This is a genomic window from Thalassovita sp. ABM4_323 (genome assembly GCF_056158665.1).
In genome coordinates this window covers 1,781,653-1,799,300 of record NZ_JBSWTS010000007.1, presented here as the reverse complement: position 1 = coordinate 1,799,300, position 17,648 = coordinate 1,781,653, and the positions used below count along the sequence as shown (strand labels likewise).

The window sequence follows — 17,648 nt, the reverse complement described above, 5'->3', positions numbered from 1 at the left end:
CACACTTTCAACCGATCTTGGAATTGGTAAGGTATCCCGGTCACAAAAATCCGGGGTTAACCAAATGCCAAAAACCGAGAACCGCTCTTCCAACGAACGCGCAGGCACCAAGGAGCTAAGGAAGTTCCTGCTGGGCGTTGTCTACGAGCTCGTGTCGGAAAATGGGATCGAGGGTACGGGGATGCGCGCCGTTGCAGAGCGCGCAGAGCTGAGCACAGGGACGATCAACTATCACTTTGGCAACAAGCAAACGCTTTTGCTGAAGGCGTATGATGCGGCGTTCGAGCTTCCGGAGGATTGGGAGGATTACTCTGGGTCGGCATTCCGCAATCTCAAACGCCTGATCCGGGGCTATGCGTTCCGGTCTCGCAATGATCGGTTCTGGTGCTTCTGGGCGAACTTTACCGCACGCAGCACCCGAGACGAGGAAATGCGCGAACGCCAAGGCAAACGCTATGCCCGTCAGCAGGAGTTCTGGGAACGCCTGCTGCGGGACGGCATTGAAGAAGGCACCGTGGCCCCTAATACCGATTGCGCCGTCGAGGCCGAGCGCCTGATGGTTTTTGCCTATGGTCTGGTGGTGCGCCAGATCATGGACCCATCCGTTGCAACCCGAGAGCGTTGCAAGGAACTGATTGAAATGGAGCTGGACAGGCTTTCTACGTGACGCTCCGTGCCGGGCTTGGGTGAGCTCGGCCGATACAGCGGTGGTGTCACGGGGGTCGTCCGGCAAGGCGAATGTCTAAAAGGAGGAATTAGACAGTGATGACCACCGAGAACACCTATACAACGATCACGCTGGATCCATTCAGCGATCCGTTCATCGAAAACCCCTATGCAGATCAGGGCAAGCTGCGCGACGCAGGCGATGTGGTTTGGGTCGAATCCCTGGGGTGCTGGGGCACAGGCAAGGCCAGCATCGTCAAACAGGTTTTGGCCGACCACGACACCTTTGTGTCCAGCGGTGGTGTGGGTCTGGACAACTTTCTGACCGACGGAACCTCGTGGCGCACGCTGAGCCTGTTGCTCGAGGCGGACCAGCCGGACCATACAGTTGCGCGCAACATCATCATGTCCGTGATGTCCCCCAAAGCCCTGCGCGAATTGCGCGAACGCATGGAAACCGAAGCCGCAAAACATGCGCACACCCTGGTGGCACAAGACCAGGTCGAGGCCGTCACAGAACTGGCCGAACCCTTCCCGCTGAAGGTTTTCGCGGATTCAGTGGGTATTCGCGAGGACGGGCGCCGGTTTCTGATCGACTGGGGCAATATGATCTTCAACACGCTGGGCCCCAAAAACAAATACTATGACAAGGCAATGGCCAACGCCGCCGAAGTGGCGCAATGGGTCGCCGAGGCCTGCCAGCGCGAAAACATGTCCCCGGATGGATTGGGCGCGCAGGTTCACGCCATGGCGGCAGAACAAGGCTTTGATGCCGCATATGGCGCCCGTCTGGTGCGCATCTTCCTTTCGGCGGGCATTGATACCACGGTGCATATGATCACCAACGCGTTGTGGCTGTTCGCCACCTACCCCGATCAATGGACGATCCTGCGCAACAATCCCAAACTGGTGAAACCCGCCCTGGAAGAGGTCCTGCGCTTTGAATCTCCGTTCCAGGGGTATTTTCGAACTGCCCTGCAAGACACCGAGGTCGCCGGCGTTCCCATTAAGAAGCATCAGAAATTCTATGTTAACATTGCCTCGGCCAACCGCGACCCCGAGGCCTGGGACAACCCCGACCAGTTCGATGTAACACGCAAACCCGTGGGGCATGTCGCCTTTGGTCATGGCATTCATACCTGCGTCGGTCAGATGATGGCCCGGCTTGAGGGCGAAGTGCTTTTCAACGCTCTGCTGCCCATCGTGGAGCGGATCGAGTTCGCCGACGAACCCGTGCGCCAGATGCACAACAATTTGCGCGGTTTCGAACGTTTGCCCATCCGGTTCGTCCGCGACACCCAGGCCAAAGGGTAAAGCCGGGCTGACGACAACAAGCGCAACAGGCGGGTGCAACCAGAACGCACCCGTCTGTTTCCTGTGAGGTGGCAGGCACCCCACAGGGAATACGATTGAGAAAAGGAGAAAACGGGTGAGCGACCCTATCTTCAGCGGTGGCGACGCCACCGAAATGCTGGCCCGTCTGCCAGCGCGCTTTAGCGGATATCTGGAACACTGGGGCACCAAAACCCCGGACGCCCCGGCGCTGTTTTCGGCCGGGCGCACCTATACCTATGGCCATATGTGGGACCAGGTCCAAGCCGCTGTTGCGGTTCTTGGTGAAATCGGACTTCGCCCCGGTGACCGGCTGTCGATTGTTGCCGAGAACGGTCCCCAGGCTGTGATCGTGATGTTTGCGGCTTCGGAAATCGGAGCCTGGGCGATCCCCATCAATGCGCGCAGCACAGATCGCGAAGTGCGCTCGATCTCCGAGTTTTCCGACAGCGCCGCCGTCGTGTTCTGCCTGGAGGGATCCGTGGAAACCGGCAAGCGCGCCGCCGCGATGCAGGCGAACCCCATGGAAACGCCGGTTGGGCCGCTGTCGGTTTTTCATGCCGCCAATACGATTGACCCAGCCCCCGTGACCGGAAACAGCGCGCAGGATGTGGCGACGCTGGTCTTCACCTCCGGGTCGACAGGCAATCCAAAGGCGGTGATGCTCAGCCATCAAGCCATCATGTATATGGGGGCGAATATGGCTGAAATCCGAGGCGTCACACAAAGCGATTGTTTTTACAATTGCGCCCCGATCAGCCATGTTATCGGCCTGGGCGTGGTGCTGATCACCGCCTTCTCGCGCGGGGCCTCGGTCGAGCTGGCCGCTGTGTTCGACCCGGCAGAAATAGCCCAGGCGATCAGAACCCGCGTCACCTGCATCACGGGCGTTCCCACGCTGTTTTCGCGGTTTTTGGACTACCTCTCGGATTCAGGGGACGATCTGGGGGAACACAACCTTCGGGTGGTTGGGACCGCGGGCGCGCCCCTAAGTCTGGGCCTGAAAGCACGGATCGAAAAAGAGCTGAACGTGCGGGTCTATAACTCGTATGGCCTGACGGAATGCACCCCGGTGGCGCGCTCGGCCATCCCTGTCGAAGATGTGGAGGTCGGCGTCCTGCAACCCGGCATTCAGGTCAAAATGAAGGGTATGAACAACGACATCGGTGAAATCTGGGCCAAAGGGCCGCCGGTGATGCTGGGATACTACAAGGATCAGGGCGCGACCCTTGTGGCCACCGACCGCGAGGGCTTTGTGAACACGGGTGACCTGGGAACGTTTGATGATCTGGGGCGCCTGCGCATCGTGGGGCGTAGCAAGGATGTGATCATCCGCAGCGGATTTAACGTCTACCCCATCGAGGTCGAGGCGGTTCTGAACTCGGCCGATGGCGTTGCGCAATCGGCCGTGATCGGCCGCGCGACAGATGACAACGAAGAGGTCGTGGCCTTCGTGCAGGTGCAAGCCACAAGCCAGCTGGATGCCAATACTCTAAAGGCCCATTGCCGCGACAACCTTGCCCCCTACAAACAGCCCTCGACCTTTTTCTTTGTCGACGAATTCCCCATGAACGCGACCGGCAAAATTGACAAAATCACACTGCGCGAAACCCTGAAATCTCGTGACAAGACATCACAAGGAACCAAGAGCGATGCCTGATCAGCCCAAGAAGACGCGCACCGGAGCCTGCCTGTGCGGCTCTATTCGATACGCGTTCGAGGCCGCGCCTCTGGCAACGGCCGTGTGTCACTGCAAGGCCTGCCAGCGGCAGACCGGCTCAAGCTTTTCCAGCGTCGTCTGCCTGGCCGAAGACGACCTGATCCTGTCAAACCGGGACACGCTGCGGACGTTTCATGGCACCGCGGACAGCGGGCTGCCCGTGCAACGCAATTTTTGTGGCGCCTGCGGGTCGCCCATTTACTCGACCATCGCAGCGCGCCCGGGGCTTGCGTTTCTAAAAGCGGGCACCCTGGACGACACCACATGGTTGGCGCCGACGACGCATTTGTGGTGCGAAACCAAACAGAATTGGGTCGATATCCCGGACGAGGTGACCTCCCTTGCGCGTGGGCGGCCAGCGACGTGATCACTCCACAGCTTGCAGACAATCCGCAAAGGCCTGCGCATGAACGGAATTCGGGCGATAGAGCACCTCGAGCGAATTGTTGACCGGCGTGCCTACCCCCGAGATCTGCGCAAAGCTCACCCCGGAATACACGGCATTCGACAGGTTCTGCGACACCAGTGTCACTCCCAAACCGGCCGACACCAAACCCAGCATGGATTGCATCTGATGCGCCTGCTGCGTCACCCGAGGAGAAAACCCAGCCTGCTGGCAGCCCTCGGTGATGCTGTCATGCAGCCCCGGACCATGCTGTGGCGGGCACATGATCCAATCATCCTGCGCAAGGTCTGACAGCTTGATCACAGAGTGCCCGGCCAACCGGTGATGTTCGGGCAACGCCGCCACCATGGCTTGGCTCTGCAAAATGCGGCGTGGCCATTTTGTTTGAAACGTCGCCGGCGGCATCAGGATCGACAGGTCCGTCATGTCGTCGCGCAGGGCTTGCATCTGCTGGCGCGTGGTTGCCTCGGTCAGAGTGACCTCGACATCCGGAAATTCGGCGCGAAAAGCTTGCAAGGCATGTGGGATCAGCCGGTGCACGACGCTGGACAGGAAAACCACCCGCAGCTCGCCGTAATAGCCCCGCCCGGCCCGGCGCGTTCGTTCCAGGGCGCGCTCGGCACGCTGCAAGGTGGCGCGGCTTTCCTCTTCGAACACCCGCCCGGCATCTGTCAGGCGCAATTTTCGGGTCTGGCGGTCGATCAGCGTCACGCCCAGATCGGCCTCGAGCTTTTGGATCGACACGCTGAGCGGCGGCTGAGACATGTTCAGAAATTTCGCCGCGGCGCGAAAGCTGCCTTTGTCCGCGATGGCCAGGAACTGTCGCATTTGTCGAAGGTCAATCATATGATACCAATTCCCTATCATATCAGTATTTACATAGTATTGGAGTATCACAAGCGCCGCAAGATACACTCTTGGAACGTTATCGAACAGGAGCGTATCAATGCCAAAATACCTTATTTGCCAGGAGAACGAGCTTGCCGAAGGAGACCGCAAGGTCGTGTCCTGTGACGGAAAAGAAGTGGGCGTTTTCCGGGTTCAGGATCAGGTCGTCGCCTGGTTCAACAATTGCCCCCACATGCGCGGCCCTGTGTGTCAGGGACGCATATTCAAACGGGTTCTGGAACCTCTGAGCGCCGAGAAAACCACAAGCATTCAAGAACATAGCCCAGACCAGACTCATATCGTCTGCCCCTGGCATGGCTATGAGTTTGATCTGTTGACGGGCGAACATCCGGGGGGCGCTGCGCGCCTGCGCCCGGTCAAGGTTCTGCAAGAAGACGGAGCGATCTATGTCACACTCTGACACCCTGGTGAATGATCCCTATGCCTGGATCGACAAAATCAGCCCTCAGATCCTGCACTCGTCGGCGGAACTGACCGAAATGGGCGAGGCCGGCCGGGTCTCGGACGAGGCCGTCGCCCAATTGCTGACGGCCGCGATCCGCTTGTACGTCGCCAAAGCCGACGGCGAAGAGCGCACATTCCGCCCGATCATCGGCGGAAAAGGCGAAGAGCTGAGCGCAACGGAAATGCTGTCTGCGGTGTCCGAGCTGCTGCGCGCCCTGCATCTGGGCCCGATGGAGCTGTCGCTGTGGTATCGCCGTCGTCCCGAAGAAGACCGCCTGGTCCAGGAGCTGCAAAATGAACATTGAATCCCCCAAAACCGTTGAAGAGCTGCGCTGGCAAGAGGCCGACGCCGCAACCGACACCCGAGACCTGCTGGACCATGCCAAACGGGATGCGATCTCGCGCGGGTTGAATGACTGGTTCGTCGTCGATGTCGATGCGCACCACATGGAAACCGTCAGCTGGGCCGAGATCATCACCTATATCGAAGACCCGGTGATCCGCGAACAAGCCATGCACTTTCACTCGGACAGGGTCGGCGCAGCCCCATATGGCCTAAACGGCGATTTCGGCCTGCGCTATCAAAGCGCCGGGGGCCGCATCCCGCATCAGGACATCCAGATGGAGCCTGTCGATGACAAAACCGTGCACCGCGACGTGACCCTGACCCGTCGGGCGATGGATGGCCTGGGCGTGGACTATATGGTCGTCTTTCCAACGCCGATGCTGTTCATGGGCATGCATCCACAGCCCGAAATGGAGGTCGCCCTGGCACGCGCCTATTCGCTGTGGATCATCGACCGCATCACAAGCGTTGACCCGCGGATCAAAACGCTGATCTATCTGCCCTTCAACACGCCCAAAGAATGCGAACGGATGGTCGAGGATTTCGCCGATAAGCCCGGTGTGATCGGTTTCAGCGTCACCAGCGTGCGGCACAAACCAGTGCACAGCAACGACTATATGCGCCTCTATGCGATGCTGGAAGAGCGCGGTTTGCCGATCGCGTTTCATGCCGGCTACAACTGGAATGACCAATCGCTGGCGACAGTGAACCGGTTTCTGGGGATGCATGCCTTGGGGTTTGTGTGGTGCAATATGATCCATTTGACCAACTGGATTCTGAACGGGATTCCGGAACGCTTTCCCAAGCTCAAAAGCATCTGGATCGAAAGCGGGCTGGCCTGGATTCCGTTCCTGATGCAGCGCCTGGATGATCAGTTCCTGATGCGGCCCTCAGAAGCTCCGCAGCTAAAGCGGTTGCCCAGCGACTATATCCGCGATCATTGCTGGTACACGACCCAACCAATGGAGACCCACGACAAGAAGGCGTTGGAATTCACACTGGGCATGATCAATGCCGAAACGCAGCTGCTTTATGCGTCGGACTGGCCACATTTTGACTTTGATCTGCCCTCGTCCATCATCGATCAGCCGTTTTTGTCGACCGAGGCCAAGAAGAATATCCTCGGCCTGAACGCCGCGCGTGTCTTTGGCCTGGATCCCACACCGGTGAAACAGCTGATCCGGTAAAGCAACAGCGCAGGGGCAAAGCTCGCGTTCGATGCAGCGCCCTGCGCGTCGATTTTCCATGTGGGGTATGGCAGGAACGCCAATCCGCAAAAGCCTCCGGGTCGCTTTTGCAATGCAAAGCGGCCCGGAGTTCGTTTCAGGCTTGTTCCTTGGGCAGGCGCAGGATCACCCCGTCCAAAGCAGCGCTCATCGTGATCTGACAGGACAGGCGGCTGGTCTTGTCGGCCTCGTCCATCGTGCTTTCCAGCATGATCTCTTCGGTTTCCGAGGGCGGCCCCACTTTTTCCAGCCACGCCTCGTCGACAAACACATGGCAGGTAGCGCAGGCCATCGCCCCGCCGCACTGCCCCACGATCCCGTCCACTCCAGCGTCCAGCGCCGCGCGCATCAGGGTTTCACCCTGAGGCACGTCCAGAACCGTGGCAACACCTTGATGGGTGATATAGGTCACTTTGGGCATTGATTACTCCGGTGCCAGCGTCAACAATTTCTGAACCTGATAGGCCTTGATCGCGTCCGATCCGCCCTCCGAGCCGTAGCCGGAATCCTGAACACCGCCCAAGAAGAGCTCGGCCAGACCGATCCCGAAATGGTTGACCGACAGCATGCCGACCTCCATGTCGCCTGCCAGCCGTTCCACATTGGCCGTCGATGTGGTGAACGCATATGCCGCCAGCCCATAACTGTTGCGGTTGGCCTCGGTAACGACCTGATCAATATGGGAAAACCGGTTGATCATGGACAGCGGGCCAAAGGGCTCTTCCGTCATGGCGCGCGCGGCGATGGGCACATCGGTCATAACCGTCGGCTTGAAGAAATAGCCCTTGTTTCCGACCCGGTCACCGCCCGAGCGCAGCTGACCACCTGCGGCCACCGCATCCTCGACAAACCCTTGCAGCGCCGGAAGGCGGCGTTCATTGGCCAGCGGCCCCATGGTGGTGCCCGCCTGTGTGCCATCGCCAACCTTGATCGACTGAGACTTGGCCACGTAAAGTTCAACGAAATCCTCGAACACGGCTTCTTCGACCATGAACCGCGTCGGCGCCAGGCAGATCTGAGCGGCGTTGCGATATTTGATGGCCGTCAATGCGGTCGCAGCCTTTTCCAGGTCCGCATCTTTGAAGACGATGGTGGGGGCATGGCCGCCCAGCTCCATAGTCGCGCGTTTCATATGCTGGCCCGCCATCGCGGCCAGATGCTTGCCGACAGCCGTGGACCCGGTAAAAGAGATCTTGCGGATCACCGGATGCGCAATCAGGTATTCCGAGATCTCGGCGGGCACGCCATAGACCATGTTCAGCACCCCGGCGGGCAGCCCGGCGTCTTCGAAGGCCTTGATCATGGCCGCTACGCAGGCCGGGGTTTCCTCGGGGGGTTTGATGATCATGGAACAGCCTGCGGCCAGCGCAGCACCGATTTTCCGGGCGGCTTGGCTCATGGGGAAGTTCCACGGCGTGAAGGCTGCAACCGGACCGATAGGTTCATTGCGCAATTGCTGAGACACGCCGAATATCCGCGGCGGGATGATCTGGCCATAGGTGCGCCGGCCCTCTTCGGCATTCCATTCGATGATCTCGGCCGAAGAGTTGATCTCGACGGCGGCCTCGTGCAGCGGTTTGCCCTGCTCCAGGGTCATCAGCTGGCAGATTTCGTCGCTTCGTTCGCGCATCAAGCCCGCAGCACGGCGCAAGATATCCGAGCGCTCCAGCGGCGAGGTTTTACGCCAGACATGAAAGGCGCGCTCGGCAGCGCCCAGCGCCTTGTCCAGATCATCGCGACCCGCTTTGGCGACCCGGCCGATTTCTTCTTCGGTGGCCGGATTGATGACCGACAGCGTGTCGCCTGAGGCCGCAGCCTGCCATACGCCATCAATATAGAGTTCTGTATCCTTATACATCAGCTTCCTCCCTGCTGATTTCGCGAGCGCCAGACATGCCCGACGAGTGTTCGTGAAAATTCTCTGTCCGCTTCGATGGCCGAAATATGGGCCGCATCCAGAACTGTCAGTTCGGCGCCCGGTATCTGATCAGCCATCGCTTTGTGTGTTTCGACGGGTGTAGATGGATCGTGCTGTCCGGCGATGATGTCCGTTGGCAGCGAGATTTGCCCCAGCTGCGCCGACAGATCGGATTGGGCCAACACCTCGCAGCCACAGGCATAGCCCTCGGGGGACATCTCGACCAACTCGTTTGACAGGGCCATCAGCGCCTTGGGATGCGCGTCCTGGAACGCGGGGGTAAACCAGCGCTCCAGGCTTGGGGCCACAAACTGCGCCATGCCCCCATCGCGCGCGGCCGCGGCGCGATCCGTCCACATCTGGGCTGGCGGAAACACCGGGGCCGAGTTGGCGATGACCACGCTATGCAATAGATCCGGCCGGTTCAGCGCCATCCATTGCGCGGTCAACCCCCCAAGGGACAATCCGCACATATGCACCCCCTCGGGCGCGAATGTCTCGATCAGCTCTGCTGCATCCTGCCCCAAATCATCAAGCGTGGCCGGCGCCAAATCCGAGCCCCCATGCCCCCGGGTGTCATACAGAATGATCCCCCAGGTCTGGGGCAGTCCTGCCACCACGCGGGCCCACATGCCATGCGTCGTCGCCAGCGAGTTGCTGAACATAACGACAGGACGGTCCGGCCATGCGGCCGGTCGCCACAAGACGTTTAGGCTGAGGCCCGAGGCCAGCAAGATCTTCTGAGCGGTAAACCCATCCATATCAGTTGACCGGGACCAGCTGCGCGTCCAGCGCTTTGAAAAACCGTTTTACAAGGTGCTTGGAAACACTGCCCAAAACCCGCTGGCCAACCCCGGCGACAAGGCCACCGATCTCGCCGCTGCCATTGTAGACCAGCGCGCTGCCGTCTCCATCCGCCGAGATGCTAAACTCAGCGGTTCCGGTGCCATGCCCCAGCGTGCCCTCGCCAGAGACCGTGATCCGGCACGTCTGTGGCTCGACTTTATCGGTCAGGGCGATCGCGCCTTCAAACGATCCGCCGACGGCGGCCACTTTCAGCTCTAGGATCACGCGATATTGGTCCGGTCCGGTTTCAACCATTTCCTTACAGCCCGGGATGCAGGCCGCCAAAACCTTGGGGTCATTCAAGGCGTCCCAAAGGGTCTGGACGGGAACCGAGAAGATGCGATCCCCTTTGATTTCCAGTTTCATGTCAGTCCTCCATTCCCAGAAGCCTGGCCATCAGGCCGCCGTTGATGCTGGCGGTCGCGGCCTCGTCAAATCCGGCGTCTTGTACGATTTGCATTGGGTCTGGATCGCCAATCGGGAACGGCGCGTCCGAGCCCATCATGATCCGGTCGGTGCCTACAATCTGGGCCAGGAACTGCAACGCGCGGGCGTCTTGCAGGATGGAATTGTAGTAAAGCGCTGCCAGGGCCTCGTCCGGGTCGCCCAAGCTGCTATCCAGCGAGGCGTTCCGGCGCAGGCGCCCCACCACATAGGGCAGAGCCGAACCGCCGATGCCAGCGATGATCTTGGCATCCTTGTAGCGCGTGACATGGCCCGCATAGATCAGGCGCGACACGGCGATCAACGTGTCGGTCACCCGTCCGACCGCATTGGACATGCCGTAATCCTTCACGCGGGCGTCGCCGCTTTCGAAAACCGGGTGGATGGCAACGGACATGCCCAGATCATCTGCGGCCTCCCAAAAGGGGATCAGGTCAGGGTCATCCAGAACCCCACCGGCGCCTTTGGGCTGAGTGCCGATCATGGTGCCTTTGAACCCCATCGCCGCGGCATCGCGCAGCACCTGGGCGGCGCGCTTGCCATCCTGCAACGGCACCGTGGCCAGGGTCACCAGTTCGGGGTGATCTTTCGAGGCCTGCGCCAGGTGTTCGTTGGTCATACGCGACCAGGCCTCGCCTTCCTGGGCGGGCAGATCGTTGCCAAACATGTCCAGCCAACCGCCGCAAACCTGCTTGTCGATGCCGCGCTCGGCCAGCCAGGCCTTGCGGGCCGGGATGTCCCGCAACAGGCCCTTGACGGGACGGGTGGGGTTCTTGCCCGCGAAGGAAAACGCCAGCGATCCGCCGTCTGCCTCGATCAGGTCAACCGAGGGAAACTTGGTCGCATTGGCGCGGATGTCCTCCAGCAGCGAGGGCGGCACCAGATGTGCGTGAGAGTCAATAATCATGTCGGCTCCTTGGTCTGTTGGGCTGCGTCGATTGCATCGCCCAGCCACGTGATGCGAATAGGGAGTTTTTCGGCCGCAATCCCCAGCGGCGCGAGCGCATCATTGATGGCCCCGGAAACAGCTGCCGGAGACCCCAGATAGCCGCTTTCGCCCGATCCTTTTTGCCCGAACGAGGTCAGCGGGGACGGCGTACAGTGATGCACGATTTCGACCTGCGGCACCTCGTGGCTGGACGGCATCAGGTAGTCCATGAAGCTTTGGGTCATCAGGTGGCCTTCGTCGTCATAGACGAACTCTTCCAGCAGAGCGGCGCCGATCCCGTGCGCGATGCCTCCTAGCGTCATGCCCTTGACGATATGCGGGTTGATGACCGTGCCACAGTCATGCCCGATGACGTATCGCTTGATCTCGGGCTTGGCCAAAACCGGGTCCATTGCAACCAGAACCAAATGGAACTCGAAAGAGTGACAAGGGTACATCTGCACCCTGTCATCCTTGGGCAGGTCAGTGCCCGTGGGGACCTGCAACACATGGCTGGCCTCCAGCCCCGGCATCATGCCTTCGGGCAGATTGTGGAACTCGCGATGGCAAATATGAACGATCTGTTGCCAGCTGAGCGATTGTCCCTCTGGCCCTGTCACCGTGCCGTCGGCATAGGTCACCTGGCCGGTTGAACAACCAAAATTGTGGGCCGCGATCATCTGGGCCTTTTCTTTGATCTTCAGCGCTGCCTCGAAGGCCGCGCCCCCCATCATAATGGCCATGCGGCTGCCAACCGGAGAGTTCCCCGGCATCGACGACAGGCTGTCAGGGCGCATGACCCGCACCTTGGCCGGATCAATTTCCAGCGCCTCGCCAACCACGGTGGACACCAAGGTTTCATGCCCCTGCCCCGACGAGGTGGTATGAATATTCGCGGTGATGCCGCCATGCGTATCAACATTCAGGCGCACCGATTCCATCCAGGTCGAGGTGGTATTCGCCGGATTCAGCAGCGGTTCAAAGGAAGAGTTCCCGCCCGAGGGTTCCAGACAGGCCGCAACCCCGATCCCGGCCAGCAGACCCTCGGCGCGCAGCGCATCCCGGCGAGCGATCAGATCCTTGTAGTCCGCATGCGCCAGCACCTTTTCCACGACGGTATGATAGTCGCCACTGTCGTATTTCGTGCCTGACGGAATGAGGTAGGGAAACTCGTCCGAGCGAATGAAATTGCGCCGACGCAGCTCGATCCGGTCCAGCCCGATGGCCTGGGCGACCTTGTCCATGGCGGTCTCGATCGCATAGTTCGTCGGCGCCTGGCCAAAGCCCCGCACGGCCTCTTGTGCGGCCTTGTTCGTGGTTACCGAAACCGCCTGATACCGCACCGATCCGATCTTGTAGGGGCCGACAATGGCACCAATCGGTTTGCCCAACTGGAACGGCGCGCGCCCCGCATAGGCCCCGGCATTGTCCAGCGCCCGCATCTTCATCGAGGTCACGATCCCGTCGTCCTCGTAGGCAACGCTGACGTCAAAAATCCGGTTGGGACCATGTGCATCCCCGGCCCGCATGTTCTCGAGCCGGTCCTCGATCAGGCGCACCGGCCGGTTCAGCTGACGCGACAGATATCCCGCCAGAACCGTGTGTTTGATCCCGCGTTTGACGCCATAGCTACCGCCCACATCCACGTCGTAGTGAACCCGAACCGAGTTCTGCGGAATGCGCAGCGCCCCGGCGATCTGATCCGCGTATTTCGGCATCTGGATCGACGCCCAGACATCCAGCATTTCCGTGGCGGCATTCCACGAGGCGGTCACACCAAAGGTTTCGATGGGAACGGTCGAGTTGCGCCCCCATTCCACGCGAAAGGTCAGCTCGTTCGTGGCCTCTTTGAAATCCGCATCGACTTCGCCCCAGTTAAAGGTCTTATCCAACAGGATATTCGATCCGTGACCGGGATGAACCGGGGGGCTTTGGGGCGTGTAGGCCTCCTCGGGGTCCAGCACAAACCGCAAGGGGTCATAGTCAACCCGCACCAGCTCGGCGGCATCCTCGGCCAACGCCCGGTTGTCGGCCACCACGGCCGCAACCCATTCCCCGGCATAACGCACCTGGCCAACAGCCATGGGGAAACGCCGGACTTCGGGTGTGTCCAGGCCGTTCATCAACGGGTTGGTGGCTTTGGCCAGATCCTCGCCCGTGACAACCATGTGCACGCCGTCCAATTGCAGCGCAGCCTGGGTATCGATGGCCAGGATACGCGCAGCGGGGTGGCGGGAAGCTACCATAGCCACATGCAACGTTCCTGGCACATCGATATCGGCGGCATACCGTCCTTTGCCCACCACGAACCGGCGGTCTTCGCGCACGGGGCGGCTTTTGGAGATATACCGAAACTTCTGATCAGACATCTGCGGACTCCTGCGTGTTTTGGGTCAACCGATCCGAGGCCAGTTCGATGGCTTCGATGATCTGGCCATAGCCGGTGCAGCGACAGATATTCCCCGAGATCGCTTCGAGGATGTCATCGCGCGTCGGACGCGGGTTTTCCTTCAGCAGATGCTCGGCGGACAGCACCATACCCGGAGTGCAGAATCCGCATTGCATGGCGTGGGCATCACAAAAGGCCTCTTGCACAATGCTCAGTTGTCCGGGTTCGGGGGCGACCCCTTCGATGGTCGTAATCTCTTGCCCCTCGGCCTGAACGGCCAGCATCAGGCAGGACCGTCCCGGCGCGCCGTTGATCAAAACGGTGCACGCGCCGCAGACGCCGTGTTCGCATCCGGTATGAGACCCTTTCAACCCCAGCTCGTCACGCAGCGCATCCAACAAGGTCGTACGCGGCTCAACGTCCAGCTGGTGCTGCGTCCCGTTGATCGTGGTCGTTACTTTCATTGGGTCGCTCCTTGGGCCTGGGTTTGGGCCGGGGTTTGGGCCGAATTTTGGGCCTGGGTTTGGGCCGAATTCTGGGCCTGGGCAATCGCATCACTCAGGGCGCGCAGGGCCAGTTCTTTGCCGGCGCGCATGCGATAGCCCTCGCTGGCGTGCAGATCCGAAAAGGACTCGATGTCCTGAAAACCGTCCTCGATCACCTTTTGCAGTAGGGGCTTGTTTGGCACCTGCCCCGTCAGCGCCTCCACGTCCAACGCGATGGGGAAATCACCGACCCCGCCCACACCCAACGCAACGCGCAGCACCTTGCCGTCCGGGCCAAGCGCGACCTGCGCGGCGGCCGAGGCATAGGCAAAATCCGATCCACGGCTAGAGATTTCGTGGAATCCACATCCCAATGCGGCCTCTCGCCAGATCGGAAAGCGGACCGCGATCAGCAATCCCTCTTCGGGGATCGTGGTCAGCATCGGGCCGATAAACAGGTCCTCGGCCTCGATGTCTTCTGCTGGTTCGCCCGCTTCGGCGACCTGAACAGATCCACCCAACGTGGCCAGAACCAGCCCGATTTCCGCCGAGGGGTCCGCGTTCGCGACCGAGCCGCCGACCGTTCCGCGGCTGCGGGTTGGGGGATGCCCGACAAACGTCAGCGCCTTGGCTAATAGCGGCACGAAGCGCTGCACAAGCGGTGACGAAAGCGCATTGGCCTGGCGCGTCATCGCCCCAATTATCAGCGCATCATTCTGGTCGCGGATGCCTTGCAACGCCGGGATTTCGCTAAGATCAACCAGAAGCGCAGGCCGCGCCAAACGCATCGCCAGCATGGGCACAAGGGTCTGCCCCCCCGCAATTGCGCGCGCGTTATCGGACCCTGCCAGAGCCTCTAGGGCGCTGTCCAGATCGGTGGGACGGATATAGTCAAACCGTGCCGGCTTCATGCGCCCAGACCCTGGAACAAATCAGCCGTCCGCGCGGTCGCCGGGGACAACGTCAACGAGCTCTGCGTGGCCAACAAGGGACCATCGACTTCACTCTCGCGTTTGATTTTCAGCCAACCCTCGTTGGCGCCAAACGCAGCCCATCCCTGTTTGAGCGCATCCTCGCTGGCGGCTTGCACCAGGTACACCAGCGTGTCGGCGGAATCCGTGCTGTCAAAGCAAGCCACAACCGTCAGGCCATGGCGCGCCAACCTGGGCGCGGCTTCTTCGATGAACCGCGTTTTCATCGCTTCAAACCTCCCAGAGGCCGCGATGTATGTCTTAAGCTGATATATCAATTCTTCCCTTCGGAGACAGGCGTCTCCGATCCTCCCGCAAAGTGCCTGGCCAAGACTGGAATCGTCGAATCTCTTTCGCCAATCAGTCGTCCATGTGACATCTTTTTTGCACAGTCGTGCGAATTTTGTCAACACGGAAGACGGCGCCAGATTTCCCGCATGCGGAACACAGGCTTTGCCCCTAGAAGGCGTCCTTCCCAGAAGACATCCTAAAATCGGCCCGGCCTGACCTTTGTCAAACCGGGCCGATCCCTAGGCAAACAACACCAAAATCTGAATGAAACGCCTATTCCGCGGCCTCTGTTTTGTCGGCGGGAATATGCACCACGGGGCACATGCTGACAGCGTTTTCGTTGATCGGGCTGACCTTATCGGCATGGCCGACAGCAGCGTGTCCACCTTTGCTCCAACCGAATTTGTCCGCTCGTTTCGTCGAGACCTTATCGAGGTCGCGCAGGTCCGGCTTGCTGAGCTGTTCGCGCGCTTTGTAGGCGGACACCTTGTTGTCCGGCTTGAAATGGATACTGGCATACATCATCGCCTTGAGCGTCAGATGCGTGATCCCCTTGGCAAACCAGGGCATCGGCTTTAGCCGGAAGTGTTCAGCCACGGGATCGACGATCTGATAACGGATCAACCAGCGCCCCAGAAAGCGCAGCCGTTTGGGGAGGTTCTTCTCGGCGAACTGGTCGATCAGGGCGTTTGCCAGGTCGGTTTGCACCGGCGTATACGCGTGATCCCAATGCTCCCAATCTTCGACATAGGCTTCCATACCTTCAAAGGTTTCGGGCATGCCCTCAAGGCGCAGATCCCCCTCGCGCCACCAGTTCGAGGCGAAGGTGTGATACCAGTTCGCAGTCGCGCGCTTGATGTGATCGGGCTCTTCGCCCAGCCCCAGCCTTTTGCGCAAACGGTTGCGAAAGGTGGCCAGCAGGCACAGCGGATACACATAGTCAGAGCTCAACGAGAAATGCCCCGGCAGATGTTTGGCAACGCCCATGTGGTGATTGTACAACTGGCGCAGCGCGTCCTTGGTTTCCTGGCTGTCCGAGCCAGTCGTGACCCAGGTCCAAAAATAGTCCGTCGTATCCTGCATCCGCAAATTGGGCTTGCGCAGGGCCTTGTTGGTGAACACCTGAGCCTCTGCGCCATGGGCGGGCATGACAAAGTGCAAATTCGCCGACGAGATCACCATGCGCAGCGCGAAATCATCCATTTGATATTCGGCCATGACTCCGATGATCCGGTCATACTCTGTGTCGGGATCCAGCGTCGCGACATAGTCATCAACCCACCGACGTTTCTTTTTCACCTCTTCGGGCACATCCCACATGTTGCTACCTCCTCTGAGCGGTCATGAACGTTCAGAAACGGTAACTTTGGTTCGATGGTCAGGTCTGTCCCTTGATTGAATGACAGACTTTGAGCGCAAGATATGGCAGATTTGTCCGGCACAAACGGGAGGGGAGGACCGTTATGCAATGGATACAGACGCCTTCGAACGTGTCGATTGATATCGATACGTTCACGGAGGCCCTCAGCCATATCGGGGCGATCAGCTTTGATATAAAGCTGCGCGCCTTTGTCAGTGCCATCCTTCCGGTGGCGGAAATCAGCGGGTATCAGCTTCTGCTGGACGGCACCCCCTGGGCCCCCGGTTGGAGCGGCGAGCGCGTCGATACGGCCTTGCGCACCCAAGCCTATGTTGACGGGATGTATGCGCATGACCCGATCATCCGAAACCTGCCCAAGGACGCGGTGCCGAACACGAATTATCACCGGTCGATGTCTGTGCGCTCGGTCACAAATGACGATTATCGCTGGACCTTTTTTGACGAACCCGGCTTTCGCACCGAGGTCGCCAGCGCATTTCGCGACGAAGACGGTTGGAGTATTGTCAAATTCTACCTCGAGGAGGCGGACCCGCCGCGCGCCGCCCTTGAACTGTTGGGCATGAACGGCGCCTTGGCCTTTGCCTTGGGCAAAAGGCATGTCCTGAATGCCAACGGAGACTTCAACATGAACTCCCGCCCCATGGCTCATCAAAGGCTGAGCGCTCGCCTGGCCCGACGGTTCCCCCAACTGACAGAGCGCGAGCGCGAAGTCTGCACTTACACGATGCTTGGAACATCGGCGCCTGCCATCGCCAATGCGCTGGAGGTGTCGACCAATACCGTGATGACCTATCGCAGACGCGCCTACAAAAGACTGGGCGTCAGCAACGCCGGATCGTTGCTGAAAGAGGTCTTCTAGCCCTCGCGCCATGCTGGCCTGCGCCGTCAACCTGCTGGCGCAGCCAAGGGCGAACAAGGGGCATTTCCCTGAAATCTTTGTCATCAC

General features: G+C 60.0%; 19 protein-coding genes. 8 read left to right on the top strand and 11 right to left on the bottom strand.

Annotation, left to right across the window (positions count from 1 at the left end; genetic code table 11):
- The first annotated feature begins 64 nt into the window (after nt 1-64).
- From ACXADQ_RS11355 to ACXADQ_RS11340, 4 genes are all read left to right on the top strand, one after another.
- Nucleotides 65-667, top strand: coding sequence for a TetR/AcrR family transcriptional regulator (locus ACXADQ_RS11355; RefSeq protein ID WP_475320394.1), 603 nt, complete (start codon nt 65-67; stop codon nt 665-667).
- A 98-nt stretch (nt 668-765) separates the two neighbouring features.
- Nucleotides 766-1,980 carry a cytochrome P450 gene (locus tag ACXADQ_RS11350; protein WP_475320393.1) on the top strand — a complete coding sequence of 405 codons (1,215 nt, stop codon included), beginning with the start codon at nt 766-768 and terminating at the stop codon, nt 1,978-1,980.
- Nucleotides 1,981-2,095: 115 nt separating this feature from the next.
- On the top strand, nt 2,096-3,658 hold the full coding sequence (locus ACXADQ_RS11345) for a class I adenylate-forming enzyme family protein (protein WP_475320392.1): 1,563 nt from the start codon (nt 2,096-2,098) through the stop codon (nt 3,656-3,658).
- Entirely contained in the window at nt 3,651-4,085 is a 435-nt protein-coding gene (locus ACXADQ_RS11340; protein WP_475320391.1) for a GFA family protein, read from the top strand. Before ACXADQ_RS11345 ends, ACXADQ_RS11340 begins: the two co-directional genes overlap by 8 nt.
- On the opposite strand, the gene ACXADQ_RS11335 is transcribed toward ACXADQ_RS11340, so the two are convergent.
- A complete protein-coding gene (locus ACXADQ_RS11335; RefSeq protein WP_475320390.1) occupies nt 4,086-4,970 on the bottom strand; it encodes a LysR family transcriptional regulator in 885 nt (294 codons plus the stop codon).
- 100 nt (nt 4,971-5,070) lie between these two features.
- Between ACXADQ_RS11335 and ACXADQ_RS11330 the strand changes: the two genes are divergently transcribed.
- The 3 genes from ACXADQ_RS11330 to ACXADQ_RS11320 are packed head-to-tail and all read left to right on the top strand — an operon-like array spanning nt 5,071 to nt 7,010.
- The gene (locus tag ACXADQ_RS11330) at nt 5,071-5,433 is read left to right on the top strand and encodes a Rieske (2Fe-2S) protein (protein ID WP_475320389.1); all 363 of its coding nucleotides are present in this window, start codon (nt 5,071-5,073) and stop codon (nt 5,431-5,433) included.
- The gene (locus ACXADQ_RS11325; RefSeq protein WP_475320388.1) at nt 5,420-5,782 is read left to right on the top strand and encodes a hypothetical protein; all 363 of its coding nucleotides are present in this window, start codon (nt 5,420-5,422) and stop codon (nt 5,780-5,782) included. Before ACXADQ_RS11330 ends, ACXADQ_RS11325 begins: the two co-directional genes overlap by 14 nt.
- Nucleotides 5,772-7,010 (top strand): amidohydrolase family protein, encoded by a 1,239-nt coding sequence (locus tag ACXADQ_RS11320; protein WP_475320387.1) that lies wholly within the window; start codon nt 5,772-5,774, stop codon nt 7,008-7,010. Before ACXADQ_RS11325 ends, ACXADQ_RS11320 begins: the two co-directional genes overlap by 11 nt.
- Nucleotides 7,011-7,146: 136 nt before the next feature.
- Here ACXADQ_RS11320 and ACXADQ_RS11315 read toward each other — a convergent pair whose 3' ends face one another.
- From ACXADQ_RS11315 to ACXADQ_RS11270, 10 genes are all read right to left on the bottom strand, one after another.
- Nucleotides 7,147-7,470: a 2Fe-2S iron-sulfur cluster-binding protein gene (locus ACXADQ_RS11315; protein WP_475320386.1), complete on the bottom strand. Its 324-nt coding sequence runs from the start codon at nt 7,468-7,470 to the stop codon at nt 7,147-7,149.
- 3 nt (nt 7,471-7,473) lie between these two features.
- Nucleotides 7,474-8,907, bottom strand: coding sequence for an NAD-dependent succinate-semialdehyde dehydrogenase (locus tag ACXADQ_RS11310; protein WP_475320385.1), 1,434 nt, complete (start codon nt 8,905-8,907; stop codon nt 7,474-7,476).
- Nucleotides 8,907-9,728 (bottom strand): alpha/beta fold hydrolase, encoded by an 822-nt coding sequence (locus ACXADQ_RS11305; protein WP_475320384.1) that lies wholly within the window; start codon nt 9,726-9,728, stop codon nt 8,907-8,909. Before ACXADQ_RS11305 ends, ACXADQ_RS11310 begins: the two co-directional genes overlap by 1 nt.
- Nucleotide 9,729: 1 nt before the next feature.
- Nucleotides 9,730-10,179 carry a CoxG family protein gene (locus ACXADQ_RS11300; RefSeq protein ID WP_475320383.1) on the bottom strand — a complete coding sequence of 150 codons (450 nt, stop codon included), beginning with the start codon at nt 10,177-10,179 and terminating at the stop codon, nt 9,730-9,732.
- A 1-nt stretch (nt 10,180) separates the two neighbouring features.
- Nucleotides 10,181-11,164 carry an amidohydrolase family protein gene (locus ACXADQ_RS11295; RefSeq protein WP_475320382.1) on the bottom strand — a complete coding sequence of 328 codons (984 nt, stop codon included), beginning with the start codon at nt 11,162-11,164 and terminating at the stop codon, nt 10,181-10,183.
- Nucleotides 11,161-13,554 (bottom strand): xanthine dehydrogenase family protein molybdopterin-binding subunit, encoded by a 2,394-nt coding sequence (locus tag ACXADQ_RS11290; protein WP_475320381.1) that lies wholly within the window; start codon nt 13,552-13,554, stop codon nt 11,161-11,163. The genes ACXADQ_RS11295 and ACXADQ_RS11290 overlap by 4 nt, the downstream gene beginning before the upstream one ends.
- On the bottom strand, nt 13,547-14,038 hold the full coding sequence (locus tag ACXADQ_RS11285) for a (2Fe-2S)-binding protein (RefSeq protein ID WP_475320380.1): 492 nt from the start codon (nt 14,036-14,038) through the stop codon (nt 13,547-13,549). Before ACXADQ_RS11285 ends, ACXADQ_RS11290 begins: the two co-directional genes overlap by 8 nt.
- Nucleotides 14,035-14,970: an FAD binding domain-containing protein gene (locus ACXADQ_RS11280; protein WP_475320379.1), complete on the bottom strand. Its 936-nt coding sequence runs from the start codon at nt 14,968-14,970 to the stop codon at nt 14,035-14,037. The genes ACXADQ_RS11285 and ACXADQ_RS11280 overlap by 4 nt, the downstream gene beginning before the upstream one ends.
- Nucleotides 14,967-15,443 carry an NIPSNAP family protein gene (locus ACXADQ_RS11275; protein ID WP_475320378.1) on the bottom strand — a complete coding sequence of 159 codons (477 nt, stop codon included), beginning with the start codon at nt 15,441-15,443 and terminating at the stop codon, nt 14,967-14,969. Before ACXADQ_RS11275 ends, ACXADQ_RS11280 begins: the two co-directional genes overlap by 4 nt.
- Nucleotides 15,444-15,594: 151 nt before the next feature.
- Nucleotides 15,595-16,641 (bottom strand): hypothetical protein, encoded by a 1,047-nt coding sequence (locus ACXADQ_RS11270; RefSeq protein WP_475320377.1) that lies wholly within the window; start codon nt 16,639-16,641, stop codon nt 15,595-15,597.
- A gap of 143 nt (nt 16,642-16,784) precedes the next feature.
- Between ACXADQ_RS11270 and ACXADQ_RS11265 the strand changes: the two genes are divergently transcribed.
- Nucleotides 16,785-17,561 carry a response regulator transcription factor gene (locus ACXADQ_RS11265; RefSeq protein ID WP_475320376.1) on the top strand — a complete coding sequence of 259 codons (777 nt, stop codon included), beginning with the start codon at nt 16,785-16,787 and terminating at the stop codon, nt 17,559-17,561.
- Nucleotides 17,562-17,648: the final 87 nt, after the last annotated feature.